This is a genomic window from Paenibacillus anaericanus (assembly GCF_003994475.1).
In the GTDB taxonomy this organism is placed as follows: domain Bacteria; phylum Bacillota; class Bacilli; order Paenibacillales; family Paenibacillaceae; genus Fontibacillus; species Fontibacillus anaericanus.
In genome coordinates, this window is the sequence record NZ_RZNY01000002.1 from 382,539 (window position 1) to 399,782 (window position 17,244).

The 17,244-nt window shown below is 41.2% G+C and carries 15 protein-coding genes and 1 tRNA gene; 4 read left to right on the top strand and 12 right to left on the bottom strand.

The annotated features are described in order from the left end of the window. The first annotated feature begins 113 nt into the window (after window positions 1–113). Genes EJP82_RS04010 through EJP82_RS04020 form a run of 3 tightly spaced genes read left to right on the top strand, consistent with a single transcriptional unit; the run spans window position 114 to window position 1,939 of the window. Window positions 114–692, top strand: coding sequence for a PadR family transcriptional regulator (locus tag EJP82_RS04010; RefSeq protein WP_127190722.1), 579 nt, complete (start codon window positions 114–116; stop codon window positions 690–692). Further along, window positions 685–1,464, top strand: coding sequence for an EFR1 family ferrodoxin (locus EJP82_RS04015; RefSeq protein ID WP_127190723.1), 780 nt, complete (start codon window positions 685–687; stop codon window positions 1,462–1,464). Before EJP82_RS04010 ends, EJP82_RS04015 begins: the two co-directional genes overlap by 8 nt. Before the next feature lie 16 nt (window positions 1,465–1,480). Continuing rightward, window positions 1,481–1,939: a hypothetical protein gene (locus tag EJP82_RS04020; protein WP_127190724.1), complete on the top strand. Its 459-nt coding sequence runs from the start codon at window positions 1,481–1,483 to the stop codon at window positions 1,937–1,939. A gap of 52 nt (window positions 1,940–1,991) precedes the next feature. Here EJP82_RS04020 and gyrA read toward each other — a convergent pair whose 3' ends face one another. From gyrA to EJP82_RS04045, 5 genes are all read right to left on the bottom strand, one after another. Next, window positions 1,992–4,424: a DNA gyrase subunit A gene (gene gyrA, locus EJP82_RS04025; protein ID WP_127190725.1), complete on the bottom strand. Its 2,433-nt coding sequence runs from the start codon at window positions 4,422–4,424 to the stop codon at window positions 1,992–1,994. A 13-nt stretch (window positions 4,425–4,437) separates the two neighbouring features. Beyond that, entirely contained in the window at window positions 4,438–6,426 is a 1,989-nt protein-coding gene (gene parE / locus EJP82_RS04030; RefSeq protein ID WP_127190726.1) for a DNA topoisomerase IV subunit B, read from the bottom strand. A gap of 81 nt (window positions 6,427–6,507) precedes the next feature. Then, window positions 6,508–7,497, bottom strand: coding sequence for an ABC transporter permease (locus tag EJP82_RS04035; RefSeq protein WP_127190727.1), 990 nt, complete (start codon window positions 7,495–7,497; stop codon window positions 6,508–6,510). Next, window positions 7,490–8,473, bottom strand: a complete 984-nt coding sequence (locus EJP82_RS04040) for an ABC transporter ATP-binding protein (RefSeq protein ID WP_127190728.1) — start codon at window positions 8,471–8,473, stop codon at window positions 7,490–7,492. Before EJP82_RS04040 ends, EJP82_RS04035 begins: the two co-directional genes overlap by 8 nt. 22 nt (window positions 8,474–8,495) lie before the next feature. Next, a complete protein-coding gene (locus tag EJP82_RS04045) occupies window positions 8,496–9,320 on the bottom strand; it encodes a GDSL-type esterase/lipase family protein (protein ID WP_246053974.1) in 825 nt (274 codons plus the stop codon). A gap of 141 nt (window positions 9,321–9,461) precedes the next feature. Between EJP82_RS04045 and EJP82_RS04050 the strand changes: the two genes are divergently transcribed. Further along, window positions 9,462–9,534: transfer RNA gene (locus tag EJP82_RS04050), tRNA-Lys, on the top strand. A gap of 144 nt (window positions 9,535–9,678) precedes the next feature. Here EJP82_RS04050 and EJP82_RS04055 read toward each other — a convergent pair. From EJP82_RS04055 to EJP82_RS04085, 7 genes are all read right to left on the bottom strand, one after another. Then, window positions 9,679–10,212 (bottom strand): CAP domain-containing protein, encoded by a 534-nt coding sequence (locus EJP82_RS04055; RefSeq protein WP_127190729.1) that lies wholly within the window; start codon window positions 10,210–10,212, stop codon window positions 9,679–9,681. A 115-nt stretch (window positions 10,213–10,327) separates the two neighbouring features. Beyond that, the gene (locus EJP82_RS04060) at window positions 10,328–11,314 is read right to left on the bottom strand and encodes a galactose ABC transporter substrate-binding protein (protein WP_246053982.1); all 987 of its coding nucleotides are present in this window, start codon (window positions 11,312–11,314) and stop codon (window positions 10,328–10,330) included. A 213-nt stretch (window positions 11,315–11,527) separates the two neighbouring features. Beyond that, on the bottom strand, window positions 11,528–12,508 hold the full coding sequence (locus EJP82_RS04065; protein ID WP_127190730.1) for a DUF4367 domain-containing protein: 981 nt from the start codon (window positions 12,506–12,508) through the stop codon (window positions 11,528–11,530). Further along, window positions 12,505–13,083 (bottom strand): sigma-70 family RNA polymerase sigma factor, encoded by a 579-nt coding sequence (locus tag EJP82_RS04070; RefSeq protein ID WP_127190731.1) that lies wholly within the window; start codon window positions 13,081–13,083, stop codon window positions 12,505–12,507. The genes EJP82_RS04065 and EJP82_RS04070 overlap by 4 nt, the downstream gene beginning before the upstream one ends. A gap of 184 nt (window positions 13,084–13,267) precedes the next feature. Next, window positions 13,268–14,233, bottom strand: coding sequence for a glycosyltransferase family 2 protein (locus tag EJP82_RS04075; protein ID WP_127190732.1), 966 nt, complete (start codon window positions 14,231–14,233; stop codon window positions 13,268–13,270). Window positions 14,234–14,304: 71 nt separating this feature from the next. Beyond that, window positions 14,305–15,162 carry a GGDEF domain-containing protein gene (locus tag EJP82_RS04080; RefSeq protein WP_246053975.1) on the bottom strand — a complete coding sequence of 286 codons (858 nt, stop codon included), beginning with the start codon at window positions 15,160–15,162 and terminating at the stop codon, window positions 14,305–14,307. A 6-nt stretch (window positions 15,163–15,168) separates the two neighbouring features. After that, window positions 15,169–17,244 carry a cellulose biosynthesis cyclic di-GMP-binding regulatory protein BcsB gene (locus EJP82_RS04085; protein ID WP_127190733.1) on the bottom strand — a complete coding sequence of 692 codons (2,076 nt, stop codon included), beginning with the start codon at window positions 17,242–17,244 and terminating at the stop codon, window positions 15,169–15,171.

A 17,244-nucleotide genomic window follows, 5' to 3' on the forward strand; every position in this document is an offset into this window, starting at 1 on the left:
GTTTTTATCGTACTCTGTTGTCGGTGTACCGCGGATGATTGGTTAAAGTTGACAATTTTTTATTTACATGCAATTATATCTAAAAGATATATCTATTAGATCGGAGTGATAAAATGGCAACGAATAAAAACAAAACCCGCTATGTCATACTTGGGCTTTTAAACGAAGAGGATCTATCTGGTTATGAAATAAAACGAATTATAGATCTGCGATTGTCATTCTTTTGGAACGAAAGCTTTGGTCAAATTTACCCTGAACTCAAACGACTTACGTTGGAGGGCCTCATTGTTGCCTCAGATCAGACCAGTAATAGTGGCAAGGAAAGCAAAAAGTACTCCATCACCAATCAAGGACGACAAGAATTACAGGAATGGCTTAAAGTTCCCGTAGAAACAGAGCTGATACGCTATGAAATTTTGCTCAAGCTATATTTTTCAAATGCATCTACATCAAGCAGTATGATCAATCATATTAAAGAGTTTGAAATAAACCATCGTAAACAACGAGAGCTATTTCAAAAGTTTGAAACACAGCTTAAACAAAATATAGATGTACATAGCAATCACAGACAAATTCTCATGGTGTTGGCCTTTGGTCAACAAGTTTGGGATACTTACGCCCAGTGGTGCGAGGAAACCGTACAATCACTGGAATTGATCTCTACAGAACACAGTGAGACAGACCATGGGTAAGAAAATCGATTTTTATTATTTTTCCGGTACGGGCAACACGCAATTTGTTGTTAACCAGGCTGTGAAATCGCTTGAAACGTATGGCATTCAAGTGTCTTTAAAACTTATTGAAAAGGGATATATTTCACTTGAACCAGCGAATGAACTATGTATTGCATTTCCGGCTAACTCTCAATCCGTGTCCCCTTTTATATGGAGATTTTTAAAATCACTGCCTTATAGTAAAGGGACACTTGTACATGTATTAGTTACACTTAATAATTCGGTTCATATTTTATCGCCACTCTACTCTTTACTCACCAAAAAAGGATATATCCCTACCTCTGCATGTGAAATAAGTATGCCAAATAACATGGTTGATTCTGATTTCGATCAAGATAAGGACCTGAAAAAGCTTAAATATGCAAGTGAAAAGGTACATCGTTTTGTCCACAACACAATGGCGGGTAACTTTTCATGGAAATCTGAGTTTAAAGGATCGAAATGTATCTCTTTATTATCCAGAGAAACACGACTTCCTTGGATATCGATGAGGCTTATGCTTAAACTCGAAACCATTCCATCAAATTGTATTGATTGTGGCATGTGTGCGAAACAATGCCCGGTTAAAAATATTCGCAAGGTTAATCAAGTATTTATTCACGGTTCTGATTGCCAGTTTTGCATGAAGTGCGTAGCCAAATGTCCAAAGAAAGCTATACAAGTTAAAGGAAAGAAAAATATCAAATTTCAACAAACACAGAAGGATGCCTATATTTCAACTACGGAATGAGGGAGGCTAGATCAAGATGGGATTACATATAACGGGGTTTTTAGTGGCTCTATTCATTTTACTGCCTAATGTTTTATTGGCATTTCTCCCACCGCAAAATACACCAAATTACTTACATACTTCACCTATTATATTTACGATACTTGAACAAGTTGGTCGTATAGCATGTCTTACTCTTCCCATTGTGTTTGGTAAAAAAATTGCAGAACAAAATATCAATTTCATGACTGTTTTAATGGGTATATGCCTCGTAATTTATTATATATGCTGGATTTACTTTTTTATAAAAGGTAGAGAGTATGATCAATTATTTAAGCCTTTAGGATTCATCCCTATTCCTATGGCTGTATTTCCAGCCTTGTACTTTATTTTTCTTGGAATTTGGCTTCATTCATTTATATTCCTTGTACCAGCATTGCTATTCGCCATAGGACATCTTGTAAGCAGTTGGAATATATACACCCAGTTGAAATAATACAAAAAAGCTTCGGTATTACGGCCTGAGCCGTTACCGAAGCTTTTTATCATTACATAACTAACAATTCAACGATCTCATCATTCTTATCGACAGGTGCAATTGCTTTACCAATGGATTTTCGCTCACTTAGTGGTGCCGATTCAGAACTGAATAGGTGTTTGCCACCATCCTTGGTCACTGCCATGATTGTCAATGGTTCCTTACAATGAAACACATCTATCATGCGGCTACCATTTGGTTTCACACGCTTGCCTTCTTTGAATTCAAAGCTTTGAACCCCTTTACCGCCACGACTTTGCACCGGATAATCCAATAACAAACTTCGTTTGGCATAGCCTAGATCCGAGACGACAAGTAGTTCACCTTCATCCCCTTCGACTAACTGGGCTCCTACTACCTCATCACCATCTTTGAGACTAATTCCCCTTACGCCCGCAGACACACGGCCCATGGAGTTCACTTCTGACTCAGCAAAACGAATGACCATCCCTTGCTGCGAAAGAAGTAAAATATCCTGTGTATTACTGCTTACCGTTACACGTATCACTTCGTCTCCGTCTGCAACTTTACAAGCTGCAATAGCACCAGAGCGCTTCGTCTCGTATTCCCCCAGCTCCGTCCGCTTCACTTGGCCACGTTTGGTAACGAACACAAGGCTCAAATTCGGCTCTTCAAAATTCCGTAGTGGGATGACACTGACAATGCGGTCTTCCTTGGACATCGGTATGACATTCACTATAGCCGTACCATTGTCCTTCCACTTAAATTCCGGAATCTGATGCACAGGAAGAAGGAAATATTGTCCCTTCTGCGTGAAGATCAACACGTTCTGTAACGTATCAACATCCAGCAGATGCTTGATGTAGTCTCCATCTTTCACACCTGAACCTTCACGTTCACCACCAGAGCGTGTGAATGACAACATACTAGTTCGCTTGATGTAACCTTCGTTCGAGAGGGTAACAAGTACATCCTCTTGCGTTACCATAACTTCCAGATTCACCTTCAGCTCTTCCACTTCACCCTGGATAACCGAGCGACGATCAATTCCGTATTTATCTCGAATCTCGAGCAATTCCTTCTTAATGACGGCGACGAGTTTTTTGTCACTGTCAAGAATACCGCGTAGAATGGCAATCTTCTTCTGTAACTCATCTAGATCCTTCTGCAGTGCAGTTATCTCCAGATTAGTAAGACGATATAATTGCAAAGTAAGGATTGAATCCGCCTGCCGTTCCGTAAACCCGAACATCCATTGCAAATTGTTCTGTGCATCCTGTCGATTCTTCGAAGCTTTAATTGCCGCGATTACCTCATCCAGAATATTCAGTGCCTTCACAAGGCCTTCCAGTACATGGGAGCGGTCCTCTGCCTTCTCTAGATCGTATTGTGTGCGGAAGGTTACTACCTCTCGTTGATGGGCGATATAGGCATCCAAGATCGCTTTCAGTCCAAGCTGACGTGGTGCCTTCTTCACAATAGCAACCATATTGGAGTTGTAGGTGACTTGCAAATCCGTCTTCTTGAACAGATACGCGAGAATCCCCTGTGCATCGGCATCCTTCTTGAGTTCTACAACAATGCGCAACCCGTTTCGACCACTCTCGTCACGAACTTCAGCAATCCCATCGACCTTTTTCTCTAGTCGAATGTTCTCCATCGAGTTAACAAGACGAGATTTGACAATCTGGTACGGAATTTCCGTAATAACAATCTGTTGTTTACCCCCACGAAGAGTTTCAATCTCCGTTTTTGAACGAATATAAATACGGCCTTTGCCAGATGCATAGGCATCCTGAATCCCGTCTTCGCCCATAATAATACCACCTGTTGGAAAATCCGGACCTTTGACGAAAGTCCGAATCTCTTCCATACTGATGTCCGGTTTCTCCATCACAGCTATACAAGCATCGATTACCTCACGTAAATTATGAGGCGGAATCTCAGTAGCAAAGCCCGCAGAAATCCCACTTACCCCGTTAACAAGCAGGTTAGGATACCTAGCCGGCAATACGACTGGTTCCATCGTTGTATTATCAAAATTATCTTTGAATGGTACGGTTCGTTTGTCGATATCACGCAACAATTCAAGCGCTATTGGCGAAAGTCTAGCTTCCGTATAACGCATTGCTGCTGCTGGGTCATCATCCTGAGAACCCCAGTTCCCATGACCATCAACAAGAACATGAGCCATCTTCCACGGTTGTGCCATCCGCACCATACCGTCATAAATCGAAGAGTCACCGTGTGGATGATAATTACCCATTACATCCCCGATGGTCTTGGCTGATTTACGATAAGGCTTGTCCGGTGTATTGCCGGAATCGAACATGGCGTATAGAATCCGCCGTTGCACAGGCTTTAAACCATCGCGCACATCGGGAATGGCACGGTCTTGAATAATGTATTTGGAATACCGACCAAATCTATCACCTACGACTTCTTCTAAATAGGCCGGCAAAAAGTTCTCTAACATGCTCAAATCAAGTCACCTTCTATTCCTCATACTCTGTAAAATCTACATTTTCCACAATCCAACGTTTACGTGGATCGACCTTATCACCCATTAGCGTAGATACCCGGCGCTCGGCCTTAGCTGTATCCTCGATCTGCACTTGTAACAACGTCCGTGATTCAGGATTCATCGTTGTTTCCCATAGCTGATCTGGATTCATCTCTCCAAGTCCTTTATACCGCTGTAACTCGAAGTTTTTGCCAAATTCCTTCAAATAATTCTGTAATTGTTCGTCACTCCATGCATAACGAATCGTCTCTAGCTTGCCAGAGCGACGCGTGATCTTGTAAAGTGGCGGTTGAGCGATATATATACGCCCCGCATCGATTAACGGCTTCATATAACGGTAGAAGAAAGTAAGTAGCAATACCTGAATGTGAGCTCCATCTGTATCCGCATCCGTCATAATGATAATCTTAGAATAATTGCAGTCCTCCACGGCAAATTCCGTTCCGATACCTGCACCAATCGCAGCAACAATTGCCCGATACTCATCATTCTTCAGAACATCGGCAAGTTTCGCCTTCTCTGGATTCATCGGCTTACCTTTGAGTGGTAAGATTGCTTGGATCTTTGAATCCCGTCCTTGCTTGGCTGACCCCCCCGCCGAATCTCCTTCCACGATAAACAATTCGGTTCGTGTAAAGTCCTTCGACTGCGCTGGAGTTAGCTTACCTCCAAGATTGGAGCTCTCGCTCCGTTTCTTGCCGGTCCGCATTTCATCACGAGCCTTGCGAGCTGCTTCGCGTGCTTTGGAAGCTTGAACGGATTTCTTGATTAAAGATTGACCCACCTGAGGATTCTCTTCCAGGAACAGTGCCATCTTCTCTGATACGATTGCATCTACCGCACTACGAGCAGAAGAACTGCCGAGTTGGTCCTTAGTCTGGCCTACGAACTCCACCTCAGACATCTTGACGCTGATAACAGCCATCATACCTTCTCGCAAGTCGCTTCCTTCCAGATTCTTATCCTTTTCTTTCAGGATACCATTCTTACGAGCATAATCGTTCATAACCCGAGTATATGCGGTTTTGAAGCCCGTTTCATGTGTACCACCGCCGCGAGTCGGAATGGAGTTTACGAATGATGCCAATGTCTCGGTGTACCCCGCATTATATTGAAGGGCGACCTCCACCTCGATATCGTCCCGTTCGGAGTAGAAATGAATTACATCATGGAGCACATCTTTGCCGTCATTCAGAAACTGAACGAACTGACTGGCTCCACCTTCATAGAAGAACTCGTCGGACCGATCAGAACGATCATCCTTCAAGGTCACCTTCAGACCCGAATTCAGAAATGCAATCTCCTGTAAACGTTCTGCTAGCGTATCATAATTTAGCCCAATTCCATTCGGAAATACACGAATATCCGGTTTGAATGTTACCTTGGTGCCACTCCGGTTCGTATTCCCGATCACTTCCAGACCACCAACTGCTTCTCCAACATGCTCGATGCCTTTTTTGTCTACCCAATATTCAAAACGTTGACGGTGAATTTTACCCTTACGATAAATATCTACCTCAAGCCATTCGGACAACGCATTCGTTACCGAAGCGCCGACGCCATGTAGACCACCTGATTTCTTATAACCGTTACCGCCGAATTTACCACCAGCGTGCAGGATCGTAAATACAACCTGCGGTGTAGGAATACCGGTCTTATGCATCTCAGTTGGAATACCGCGGCCATTGTCAAATACCGTTACCGAACCATCTTTATTCAAAGAAATATCGATTTTGGAGCAGTATTTTGCAAGATGCTCATCAACAGCGTTGTCAACAATTTCCCATACCAGGTGATGAAGTCCCGACGAGCTCGTACTGCCGATGTACATACCTGGACGTTTGCGTACTGCGACAAGCCCTTCGAGCACCTGAATGTCGTCCGCGTCGTATCCCGAAGCAGCGCCACCAGACACGTCCCCGGAAGCCCCGCCTTCGAACAAATCGATTTGTTCGCCCATTCATGCTCCCCCTTTATGCTTCTTTATGTAGCAATTTTTATTTTTTAAATGCAAACAAGTGTTTTGTTACCCTTGTCCATTCTAATTCAAGATATCCTGTTTCGTAAAGACAAGGAATGAAACAAACAATGAACAAACCGCCCAAATAGCCAATATCATTAATGAAAAACCTAGTGTCATCCCTTCAATTGGAGCGGGAGAGCCTGCTAAATAATTAGTTAATCCCAAATTTACCATAAATAAATATTTCGCACTTGTCCAGGCGGAAGCCATATTCGTCAGGATATTTCCTGCAATGAGTGCCGCCATCATGATCACAATACTAGCTGCCGTACTCCTAACGAGTACTGAAACCATGAAAGCAAGCATGGCGACAGTTATACTAACAAACCAAATTAAACCAGCTTGCATTAATAAGTACTCCCATTGAGGAACCGCATGTACTCCTGAAATATCTACTTCTGCACCATTCAGCACAAATCCTGTGAGTACGGGCATATTAAAACCCCCATAGCCGAAGAACAGTCCTGAAATCAAGTAACAAATGACATACGCAGACACAACAATAAGCGAGACAAACATAAGTAAGGTTATTAACTTACTCAGCAGTATTTTCCACCGCCTGATAGGCCTTGTTAGAAGCATCTTCACCGTTCCAGTTGTGCGCTCGGATGAAACGATATCAGAACCAACACCCATGATAAGAAGTGGAATAAACAACGTAGCTGCATTGTTCAAAAATTCGCGTGTAAACGATACGCCACCCGTTTGTTGTGGGTTAATATCATGTTCCAAATAGTATTTCATTTGCTGAATATAAATTTTGCGATATTTCTTCCATTCCTCCGGTACACGATCACTTCCAAGCGAATTCTGATTATCTGTAATCCCCTGTTGAACCTGTCTACGCCAATCATCCCCATATTTCTCCTGACTGTTCATGGAAACCTTAAGCTGTGCATAAGCAAACATAGGCACTAACACGACCAAGACTAATAGAATAACATAGAAGCGTTTCTTCTTGATCATCTTGATCATTTCATTCTTGACCAAGGGTATCATCCTATTCAATTCCTTCACCTTCCGTCATTTCCAAGAACAGTTGTTCCAGAGTAGGATTGATCTTCTGAACAGACTCCACTGAGATGCCTTGCTTGACCAAACGCGACACTTGATTTGCAATTTGATCTGGAGACATGATTGTAACAATAGCATGATCCCCCATGCCCGCAAGGATCGCTACATCGAGAACGTTATCCGGATCTTCAACAAGACGCACTCCATCCGCGATGAGTAAAGCCTCTCCCCCAGCCCTAGGTTCAAGTTGCCATACAACATAATTCGTGCCATCCGCGATTAATTCCTCCACCGTTCCGACTGCCAACACGCGTCCTTGACTAATGATAGCCACCCGGTCACAGAGTAATTGAATCTCACTGAGCAAATGACTAGATACGAATACAGCCATTCCTTCTTCAGCTAGTTTACGAATAAAGACACGTAATTCCTTAATTCCTTTAGGATCGAGTCCATTCGTTGGTTCATCCATAATAAGTAGTTTAGGTCGTCCAAGCAGAGCTTGAGCAATCCCAAGCCGCTGCCGCATCCCGAGTGAATATGTTTTTACTTTATCGTGAATCCGTGCGCCAAGCCTTACAGTGTCAACTACTTCAGCAATGCGTGCTGTGGACACTCCAGGCATCATTCGCGCAAAATGCTCTAGATTCTCCCAGCCTGTCAAATAGGTATATACCTCAGGATTTTCCACAATAGAGCCAACATAAGCCAGAGCTTGTTCTGGTTGTTTTTGAACATCGTATCCACAGATCTGAATTTTCCCCTCTGTTGGCCGGATCAAATCAACTAACATCCTTATTGTCGTTGTTTTGCCTGCACCATTAGGTCCCAAAAAGCCAAATATCTCTCCAGCCTTTACTTCAAAAGTTACATCCTGAACAATCCATTTCTTTCCGATCTTTTTCTTTATATGCTGCACCGACAAAACGGTTTGTTGCTGTTCACCTACAACCCTATTATTTGCCGTCATTGTCCTCACTCCTTATACCCATTCATTCCACTACACTCTTACCTAATCCTTGAACAATACGTTCTGCAATGGATTGATAACCTTCTCCATTTGGGTGAAAATGATCACCCGACAAATAAAGGGGGCCATTATTTGAAAATAAATCGTATGTAGGCACAACTAATGTCCTTTTATATTCACTCATTGTTTGCATAGCCAAGCTATTCCAATGGGTCACAGCCTTATTGCCTATTTCCTTTATACCTTCCAAATCGGCAAAAGGATTATATAGACTTACATATACAAGCTGTGCATCAGGGTTAATATCAACGAGTTTCTTCACGATCTGCTTGAAATTCTCACTTGCTTCCGTCACTGATTTTTCAAGTTCCATCTCGGTTGGAAGCTCTCCACCACTCTGAAATTTCTCAGTTTCTTGAAACAAGTCATTCCCACCGATAGATAGCAGAATAACACCCGACTGCTTCAACACATATTGAACCCCTTTCTCGTCCAATAGTGGTATAAGTTTTGCCGTTGTTAATCCGTTAATACCTAAATTGTTCACTAATTTAGATTGGTCTCCACGTTCCTTCAATATTTGAACCGTTCTTCGCGCATAACCATTTCCTGTATCGTCACCTGTCCCTTTGGCAAGAGAATCGCCAATCGCCGTCACATCCAGAACCGATTCTATCTCAGGTGTCGGCAAAACACTTTCCTGTCGTGTCTGCTCATCGAAAATCGGTGCGCCTAAGGGATTCATTATATCTTTAACCGCATAGAGAAAACCGCATAACAGTAACACTGTTGACACGCCTGAGATCAGGCCAGTCGTTGTCCAAATCCGGGAAGTTGAGTTCATCATGATCCTCCATTCTCATGCTGCTTGTCAAACTTATGTAAATAACATAAAACTTCTTAAATCAATAAGCAAATTTTCCACAAAAAAAGGACTAGCTTTTTCAATCCAGATGCGATATACTATTTTTCGTTGAGAAAAAAACACGGGTTATTAGCTTAGCTGGTAGAGCAGCCGACTCTTAATCGGCAGGTCGTAGGTTCGACCCCTACATAACCCATATAAAGTAAGGAAAGAAGAGGGCTATTAGCCCTCTTCTTTCTTTGTCTATACTTCCACTCCATACCCTCACAAACGAAAAAGTGGCTGGCCCTCTTCTTTTTCAATAGAGGACCAACCACTTCGTTAAATGATAAGTTTGATGTTACTTTCCAATAAACTCCTGTACCCAATATCCATTATAATAGCCTACCCCAATTAAACCGTATTTCGCATTTAGAATGTTCGCCTTATGTCCGGGGCTATTCATCCATTCATTTACGACTTCTTTTGCGGTCTTTTGTCCCATGGCAATATTCTCACCTGCGTACCGATATGAAATGTTAAAAGCATCCATCATATCAAACGGAGAACCGTATTTAGGAGAAGTATGACTGAAATAATTACTATGGTACATTTCAATTGCTTTTTTCTTCGCCATGTTGGATAAATTCGTGTGAACAACCAATGGTTTCAACCCTGCTTTAACTCGCACCTGATTAACCATTTGGACAACTTCTGTAGCATGTTCTTTCTGAATTCGCGCATATACAGTAGCCAATTGCTGCGATTCCTTCGTTGAAGCTGCATAGGCGGTTCCACCACCAACAACCTGAGATACAGGTATTGCTACTAATGAAGTAACCAAAACAGAGAATAGCATACCGGCTGCGATACGTTTCGTGTTGCATTTCTTCATGATGATTCGCCCCCTTAGCTTACCAACCACTATATGGGTTGCTGCTCACATTTTAACATAATGTGTACAATTATGCATACGAAATTATTGGTAAAAATACGTAACGGATCCTATCTTATTTAAAGTTAGCTGCATTTTCCTTCGTTACTTTTTGATAAGGAATCCAAATGTATTGCTGATCAGAAATCTCAAATCCTACCGTGTCTTTATTAATTTCTGCACCTTTAGCAAGTAAGGATGCTAATTTAACAGCCGCTATCCCCTGGTTCTCAGCGTGATTGAGAACGGTCCCAAGCATTGTACCTTGCTCTAACGCTTTGAGAGCTGGTGCTGTAGCGTCTACACCAACAACGGGCATATATTTGTCCCCTGAGAAATACCCCGCGTCCTCTAGAGCTTCAATAGCACCCAATGCCATGTCATCATTATTAGCAAATACAGCTTCGATCTTGTCACCTTTAGCTGCTAGGAAGGATGCCATCTTTTCTTTCGCCTTATCTCGCTCCCACATTGCCGTATCTTCTTGTACTTTCTCAACTCTGATTCCAGCATCTTCAACGGCTTGAATCGAATACCGCGTCCGCAGCTCTGCATCCTGATGCCCTGGTTCGCCTTTCAACATCGCGTATTGCAAAACTCCATCACCATTCTTATCAGCCTCCGGATGCGTTTTCCAATATTGCGCTATAATCTCCCCCGAGAACGTTCCGGACTGTTCTGCTTTCGCACCAACATAATAAACTTTATCCCATTTTTTCATATCTTCAGCATGTGGTTCACGGTTCAAAAATACAACGGGTGTGCCACTTGCTTTTGCTTTATCAATAATGACACCTGCTGCTGTACGGTCAACTGGATTAATAATTAGAGCGCCTACTTTTTTGGAAATGAACACATCAATTTGATCATTCTGCTTGGGTTGTGAATTTTCACTATCAACAATATCCAATTTAGCAATCCCCTCGGAGTTTTTCTCGAACGACTTACGAACTCCCTTCATAAACGTATCGCCAAACTTATAGATCGCAACACCAACTTTAGGAGTCGATCCCCCATCTCTACCACTTACACTATTTCCATCACTGGAGCATCCTACTATCATAGTAGCTAGTAGCGCTATAGTCATACCTACGGTAGTTATCTTCTTCAATCCACATGACCTCCTAACAGCTATAATTATTTATGTCAGGTTCTAGTATATGCTCATTATAGTTCAAACATAGTAGATACGCATTATTCTTAAAAAAGTAGCAATCCACGCAAAAATGGACCACACAAGGAGTTTATCCTTGCCTGGTCCACCTAACTTTTCTTACTATTGAATCGATTCAGCGATCCGAATTAATTCAGTACGGTCAAGTCCAGATTTCTTACCAAATAACGAATAAAGTACACCATCTTTTTCCCAATCAATACTTTTTCCGTTCACTAACACAGCATCTAGATCATTAAGTTTGATCGCTTCAACCGATCCATCAGTTGATCGTATATAAGCCGTCTCTTCATCAGCAAAACGATTTTGCATCGAGAAAGATTTTCCCGTTTCCTCATTCGTGTAGAATAAATCAATATACTTAGAGTCACTTACAGATCCATCGTCATCTTTGTAAAACTCTGCTCTATCAAATGAAAACCCCTCTGGTACATAAGTAGGCAAAATAACATTAAAACGGGTATAGTCGTTTAATTGATTAGGATCGTTAACTACAAGAATTTCTGGTTTATCTTCTTTGTCTAGTTTCTCCTGCTGTGCTTTAGTAATGACTTCGCCATTGGCAAAACCGACAACTTCTTCACCATTTGCATTATAGATGGTTTCAGGGTTCTCATTATCCATTTCTAATATAGGATTTCCGTTACGATCGAATACTTTACCTTCCAGTTCGCTTGGAATAGAAATGGGCCCTGTTGGATACTCATATTGTTCCACGGTAATATGACCTAGCGATATCGTTTGAACGATTTTATCCAATACCTCTTGAGCAAATGCCGGCTTCATAATCCCAATACTCATTATACTAACTACAGCCAGCGTTGCCGCAGCAATTATAGGTCGCTTCATTTTGCTAGATTTTCTCATCCGCTCATCTCCTCGATTAGCTTTATTAGTCATCATCACCCGATCTAACACATCGGCTTTGTTGCTGCTCTTACTGAAGTCACGGTCAGCTAAATTCTTGCCGATTTCAAACAGCTCATTATATTCTTCACAATCTGCGTTTCCAGGTAGTTTACGCTTATTTAAATAAGCATCTATCTCAGCAGAAAATTGTTGTTCAACACTTTTTCTACTCATTTCGAATCCACCACACTTTCGTTTTCGATCTGAACTTTTAATTTTTTCATCGTGCGATAAAGAATTACCCCGACGTTGCTTTCAGACAAATCTACTAATTCAGAAATCTGAATATTGGATAAATTGGCTCCAAATTTAAGTGCCACCATATTTCGCTCTCTCGCATTTAAAGTATTTAGAGCCATTTGAAGCTTATCGTTAGATTCACCTAATATAAACAAACTCTCCGGGTCCTTCTTACTTGACACTAGTTCCTTGATCACATCAATCGAGAAAATATTTCGTCTCTTCTGAGCTCTAAAATAATCGTTGACCACATTTCGGGCGATCGTAAACATCCAAACTTCTAGCGGCGATTTTTTAGGAGAATATGAATCTATTTTCGTCATCGCCTTAACAAATACTTGGCTTGTCAGATCTTCTGTCGTATAACGACAACTCACCCGATAACTTATATAGTTATAGATCCTCTTATAATAGGTCTCAAAAATTACAGCGAACTCCAAACTCTCAGATTGATATTCACTGACTGAAACTTCTTCTTTCACAGGGAAAAGCAGAACGCGTTCCTGCATCGGATTAACTTCTCCTTCCTTGCTGTTATTACTTAGCTAAGTAATTTCATATGTAAATACGACCTTTTCACGATTTCATTACACTATCTTCACAAAAAAAAGACCTGCAGTCAGAAGACCACAGGAAAATCATAACAAATCAAGCTGAAATTATCTTCACAATACTTAATCTTCACTCCATTTATTACCGTTCATTACTTCCAACCATATACCGCTCATTCGCAAATCCCTTAGTCTCGGAAATGATGTATAAAGGTCGATCTTTCGATTCATCATAGACACGACCAATGTACTCACCCATCACTCCAAGTATCATTAGAATAATACCATTGAATAATAGATTGGCCGCAAGTATAGAGGACCAACCTGTGACTGTAGTATTCGTAAATAACTTCTGGTATAACACGATAATTAAGTACACAAAACTAGCTACAGAAAGTGCCATACCAATATAACTAGCCAACTTTAATGGTTTATAGGAGAACGAAGTAATCCCATCTAGCGCGAAACGCACCATTTTCTTAAATGGATATTTTGTTTCTCCTGCGAAGCGCTCTTCACGCACATACTCAACACTCTTCTGGCGAAATCCAGCCCAGCTGACCAGACCACGTACAAAGCGGTTTTTCTCCTTCAATCCCTTGAGCACATCACAAACCTTACGATCAATCAGCCGAAAATCCCCAGTATCTACAGGAATATCAACACTGGTCATACTTCTCAACAATCTGTAGAAGAACTTCGCACTGGCTTTTTTAAAGATAGTCTCACCTTTGCGCACCAACCGTTTACCATATACCACATCATATCCTTGCTTCCATTCCCAGATCATCTCTAAAATGACTTCAGGTGGGTCCTGTAAATCTGCATCGATGACAATGATGGCTTGCCCTTGGGCATAATCCATACCAGCACTTATTGCGATTTGATGACCGAAATTTCTTGAGAAATTTACTAATCTAAGATGCTCATCTTTGCTGCATAAATCTCCCACAATTTCGACGGTTCGATCTCTACTGCCATCATTAACAAATACAAGCTCATAAGATTCACGGGTCTGCTGCATGACAGTAGTCAAGCGCTTATACGTTTCATTAATCACTTCTTCTTCATTAAACAACGGAACGACAACCGAATATTTAATCGTCATTGTGTACCTCCATACTCATAATCTATTAATCTTTTTCTGTATAAAGAAACTTACACAAGCATATAAAAGTTCTATACGTCGTACTCTAGTTGTTTTTTTGCCTCCACAATAAAATCGAGCGGTGTAGGTATAGACTCAGGATCATACTCTACAGCACCAATCTTAAGATTAAGTTCAACCTTATACTTATCTCCATATTCTCCGTTATTCAAATTTATGATATTCTGCGTCAATCTGTCGATAACCACATTTGCACCTTCACGATCTGTGAAGAGTATTAATCCCCATGTCGGGTTATCTTTATCGAAAATATATAACGAATCATTCGTACGAATACTTGTTTGACTTATTGTTGAAATATCATACATCGCTGATGTCATTTCTTCTTCACTGGTCATTCGTCTTATTTCGTCCCAGTATCGCACACTAATGATGAGTAGTGTTACTGGTATTTTAAACCGGGTAGAAAGAGCCATGAACACCGTAGCATCCTTTTGAAAGGATAAGTTATTTTTTAAATTTGTATTTACGTCCATCGTAGCTAATGAGGCGTTTTCTCTTTGTAATTGTTCTTTCTCTTCCTGCAGTTGCTTATTGGCCCGGGTAAGCGCCCACGTTACACCGGTAAGTAAAGGAGTGATAATCAACCAAAAATAACTCTGGCCTCCTAGAACTACTCCTTCAACGATACTTTGATATAGGGTAAAGGTCCCGCAACCGAATATAAACACAAAATTCAGGATTAGACCAACCGTCAGGTTAGAAAAATAAGTGATGACTGAGATTAAGAAGGCTACATTCAGGAAGATGAAGTTTTGAATATACAGTTCGGGATCAACCGCGGTGAACACAACACATACAAAGCAGATTATTAACAACAAGAGGAAGGCAACGTCTGATATGACACTGCTTTGATATCGCTTCATCATCTTTCATCACCCCCGTTTCTTTCTATATTTACGAATCATTAGTACCATCGAAACTAGAACCAACACCAGAATCAGTAGGGCGACTACCATAAAACTTAGTACATCACCTCGTTCAATTACTTTATCCAACATTGTGGTCTCTTCTGGATTAGCTTGCTTCTTAAAGCGATACGCCTGTATGGTACCGTCCTTGTCTACTGTCGCACCGTCTCCATAGATTTTCCACATGCCCTCATGGCTTCCAACCAACTGAGATGCTAAATAATAGTACTCGGAACTGACACCTGTGATAGCCAATAATGCATGTCCTGCCTCAAAAGGGGATTGCATTAACTGCAGTGTCCCTATGCGTTTGCCGTAGTCGGAATCTATACTCATTTTTTCATTAGATTGAAAGCCGGCACCATCTGTAGCATATTGAAAATAGAAGCTGTTATTATAGTCTCTAATTAGCGTATTGTCCTTATAAGTACCAATCGCAACAATATTACGATCTTTCAAAACACTTGCAACCGCCTTATCCTCGTAAAAGCGAGCTTCCCCTTCATTTCCCTCCATATATTGACCCAACAGGTTAAACAAATTGGAAATACTCTGATACGTATATTGATCACGCTCTGTTGGCAAAACAACGGCAACCCGATTCAAATTACCATCACGGATAAAAGGATACGGATAGTTATTAAATAATAAATCTGTCTTTTCTGTTGTGTTCAGCTTTAATAGCGTGTCTTTGGTAATAAATGCCCAAGGCATTTGGTCGTCAATTCGGTAGCAGTTACCGTTCTTCAGCTCCAAATCAAAAGCGACCTTCACACTGAAATTACCTGAAATATTTAAATTCTGTGGGATAGATAAGGTTAAGTTGTCTCCATCCGCTAACTCTGTAGTAAGCTTCTTACTCCCGATTGGCGTATCATTAATAAGTACGGTTATCATTGATCGTTCAAAATCAAGATTTTGAGCATATCGAAAATCAACACTAATTTTGCTAGCCTCAGCAATACTCCGGTTTGCAGGTAATGACACAAAATAAGACTTTTCTTGATGTCTCCAGCCTGTGAGTTTATCACCATTGTCGGTCAATACCACATTTCTATTCACTTCTACAGTAGGTGTGGCTACATTGGTATCCTTATCTATTACTTTCACATTATTGTTTAATTGCCCCAATAAGGCTTGATTAGCTACCAATCGACCAGCCTTAACTAATAAATCAGCGTCTTGTGATGTAATGACCAATGTTGGCTGCTTATCCGTGCTCACCAATTGAATTAATGCCGTTTGACTTAAGTCTTGGCCGTCCAACAAATTCTTAACATCATTCGGCAAATGATCATATAAAGCGATAAGCACGATAGCCTTTTTACCTGTTAAAAGATATGAACCATACGGGAGCAAAGGAATCGCCTTATTCTCCAAACTGTTCGATTTAGCAAATCCCGCTATTGCGTAGGCTGCTGCTTCCAGCTCAGCGGCATCGCTCTGCTCGGGCACAACAACCGCATTTTGGTTAGCATTAGCGATATCTAGTCCCGTAAAATACTGATTGAAGTTATGAATGCCTCTGATCGCCTCGTTTGTATGCTGTACAGCAACATTTGAGGTACTAAAGATCTGCAGCCAATTATCTTGCCAATCTTCCCGCGAACAGATTTCATCATTTGTGTTCGTTGTTTGAATGGATCCTTCTATGGAAAGTTCATTCGCACCCTTCACGATCAGTTCGGTAGGTATGGTGACGGATAAATGCTGCTTTTGATCCTCGTTGATTATAGGTCTGAATGAATGTAGATAAGTTCCGTTTATCTTCAATGTCACACTTGACTGATCATTTAGCGTTAAAGGAGATGCTTTATAATCCAAGTTGAATTTTACGTCATTCACTTTCCAGTAGTCTGGAACTTGAAAATACAGCTGTTTAGATGTCATCGCCCCTGATAAGGATAAGTTCGTACTCGTTAGGGACATCTCATAGGTTTGTGCATCAGATGCCTCTGCTCCCGCCACCGTTACCTGGCTAAGCTGCACGAATATCAAGGATAGGCAGGTTATGCATATTACAATTAATCGTCTGATCAC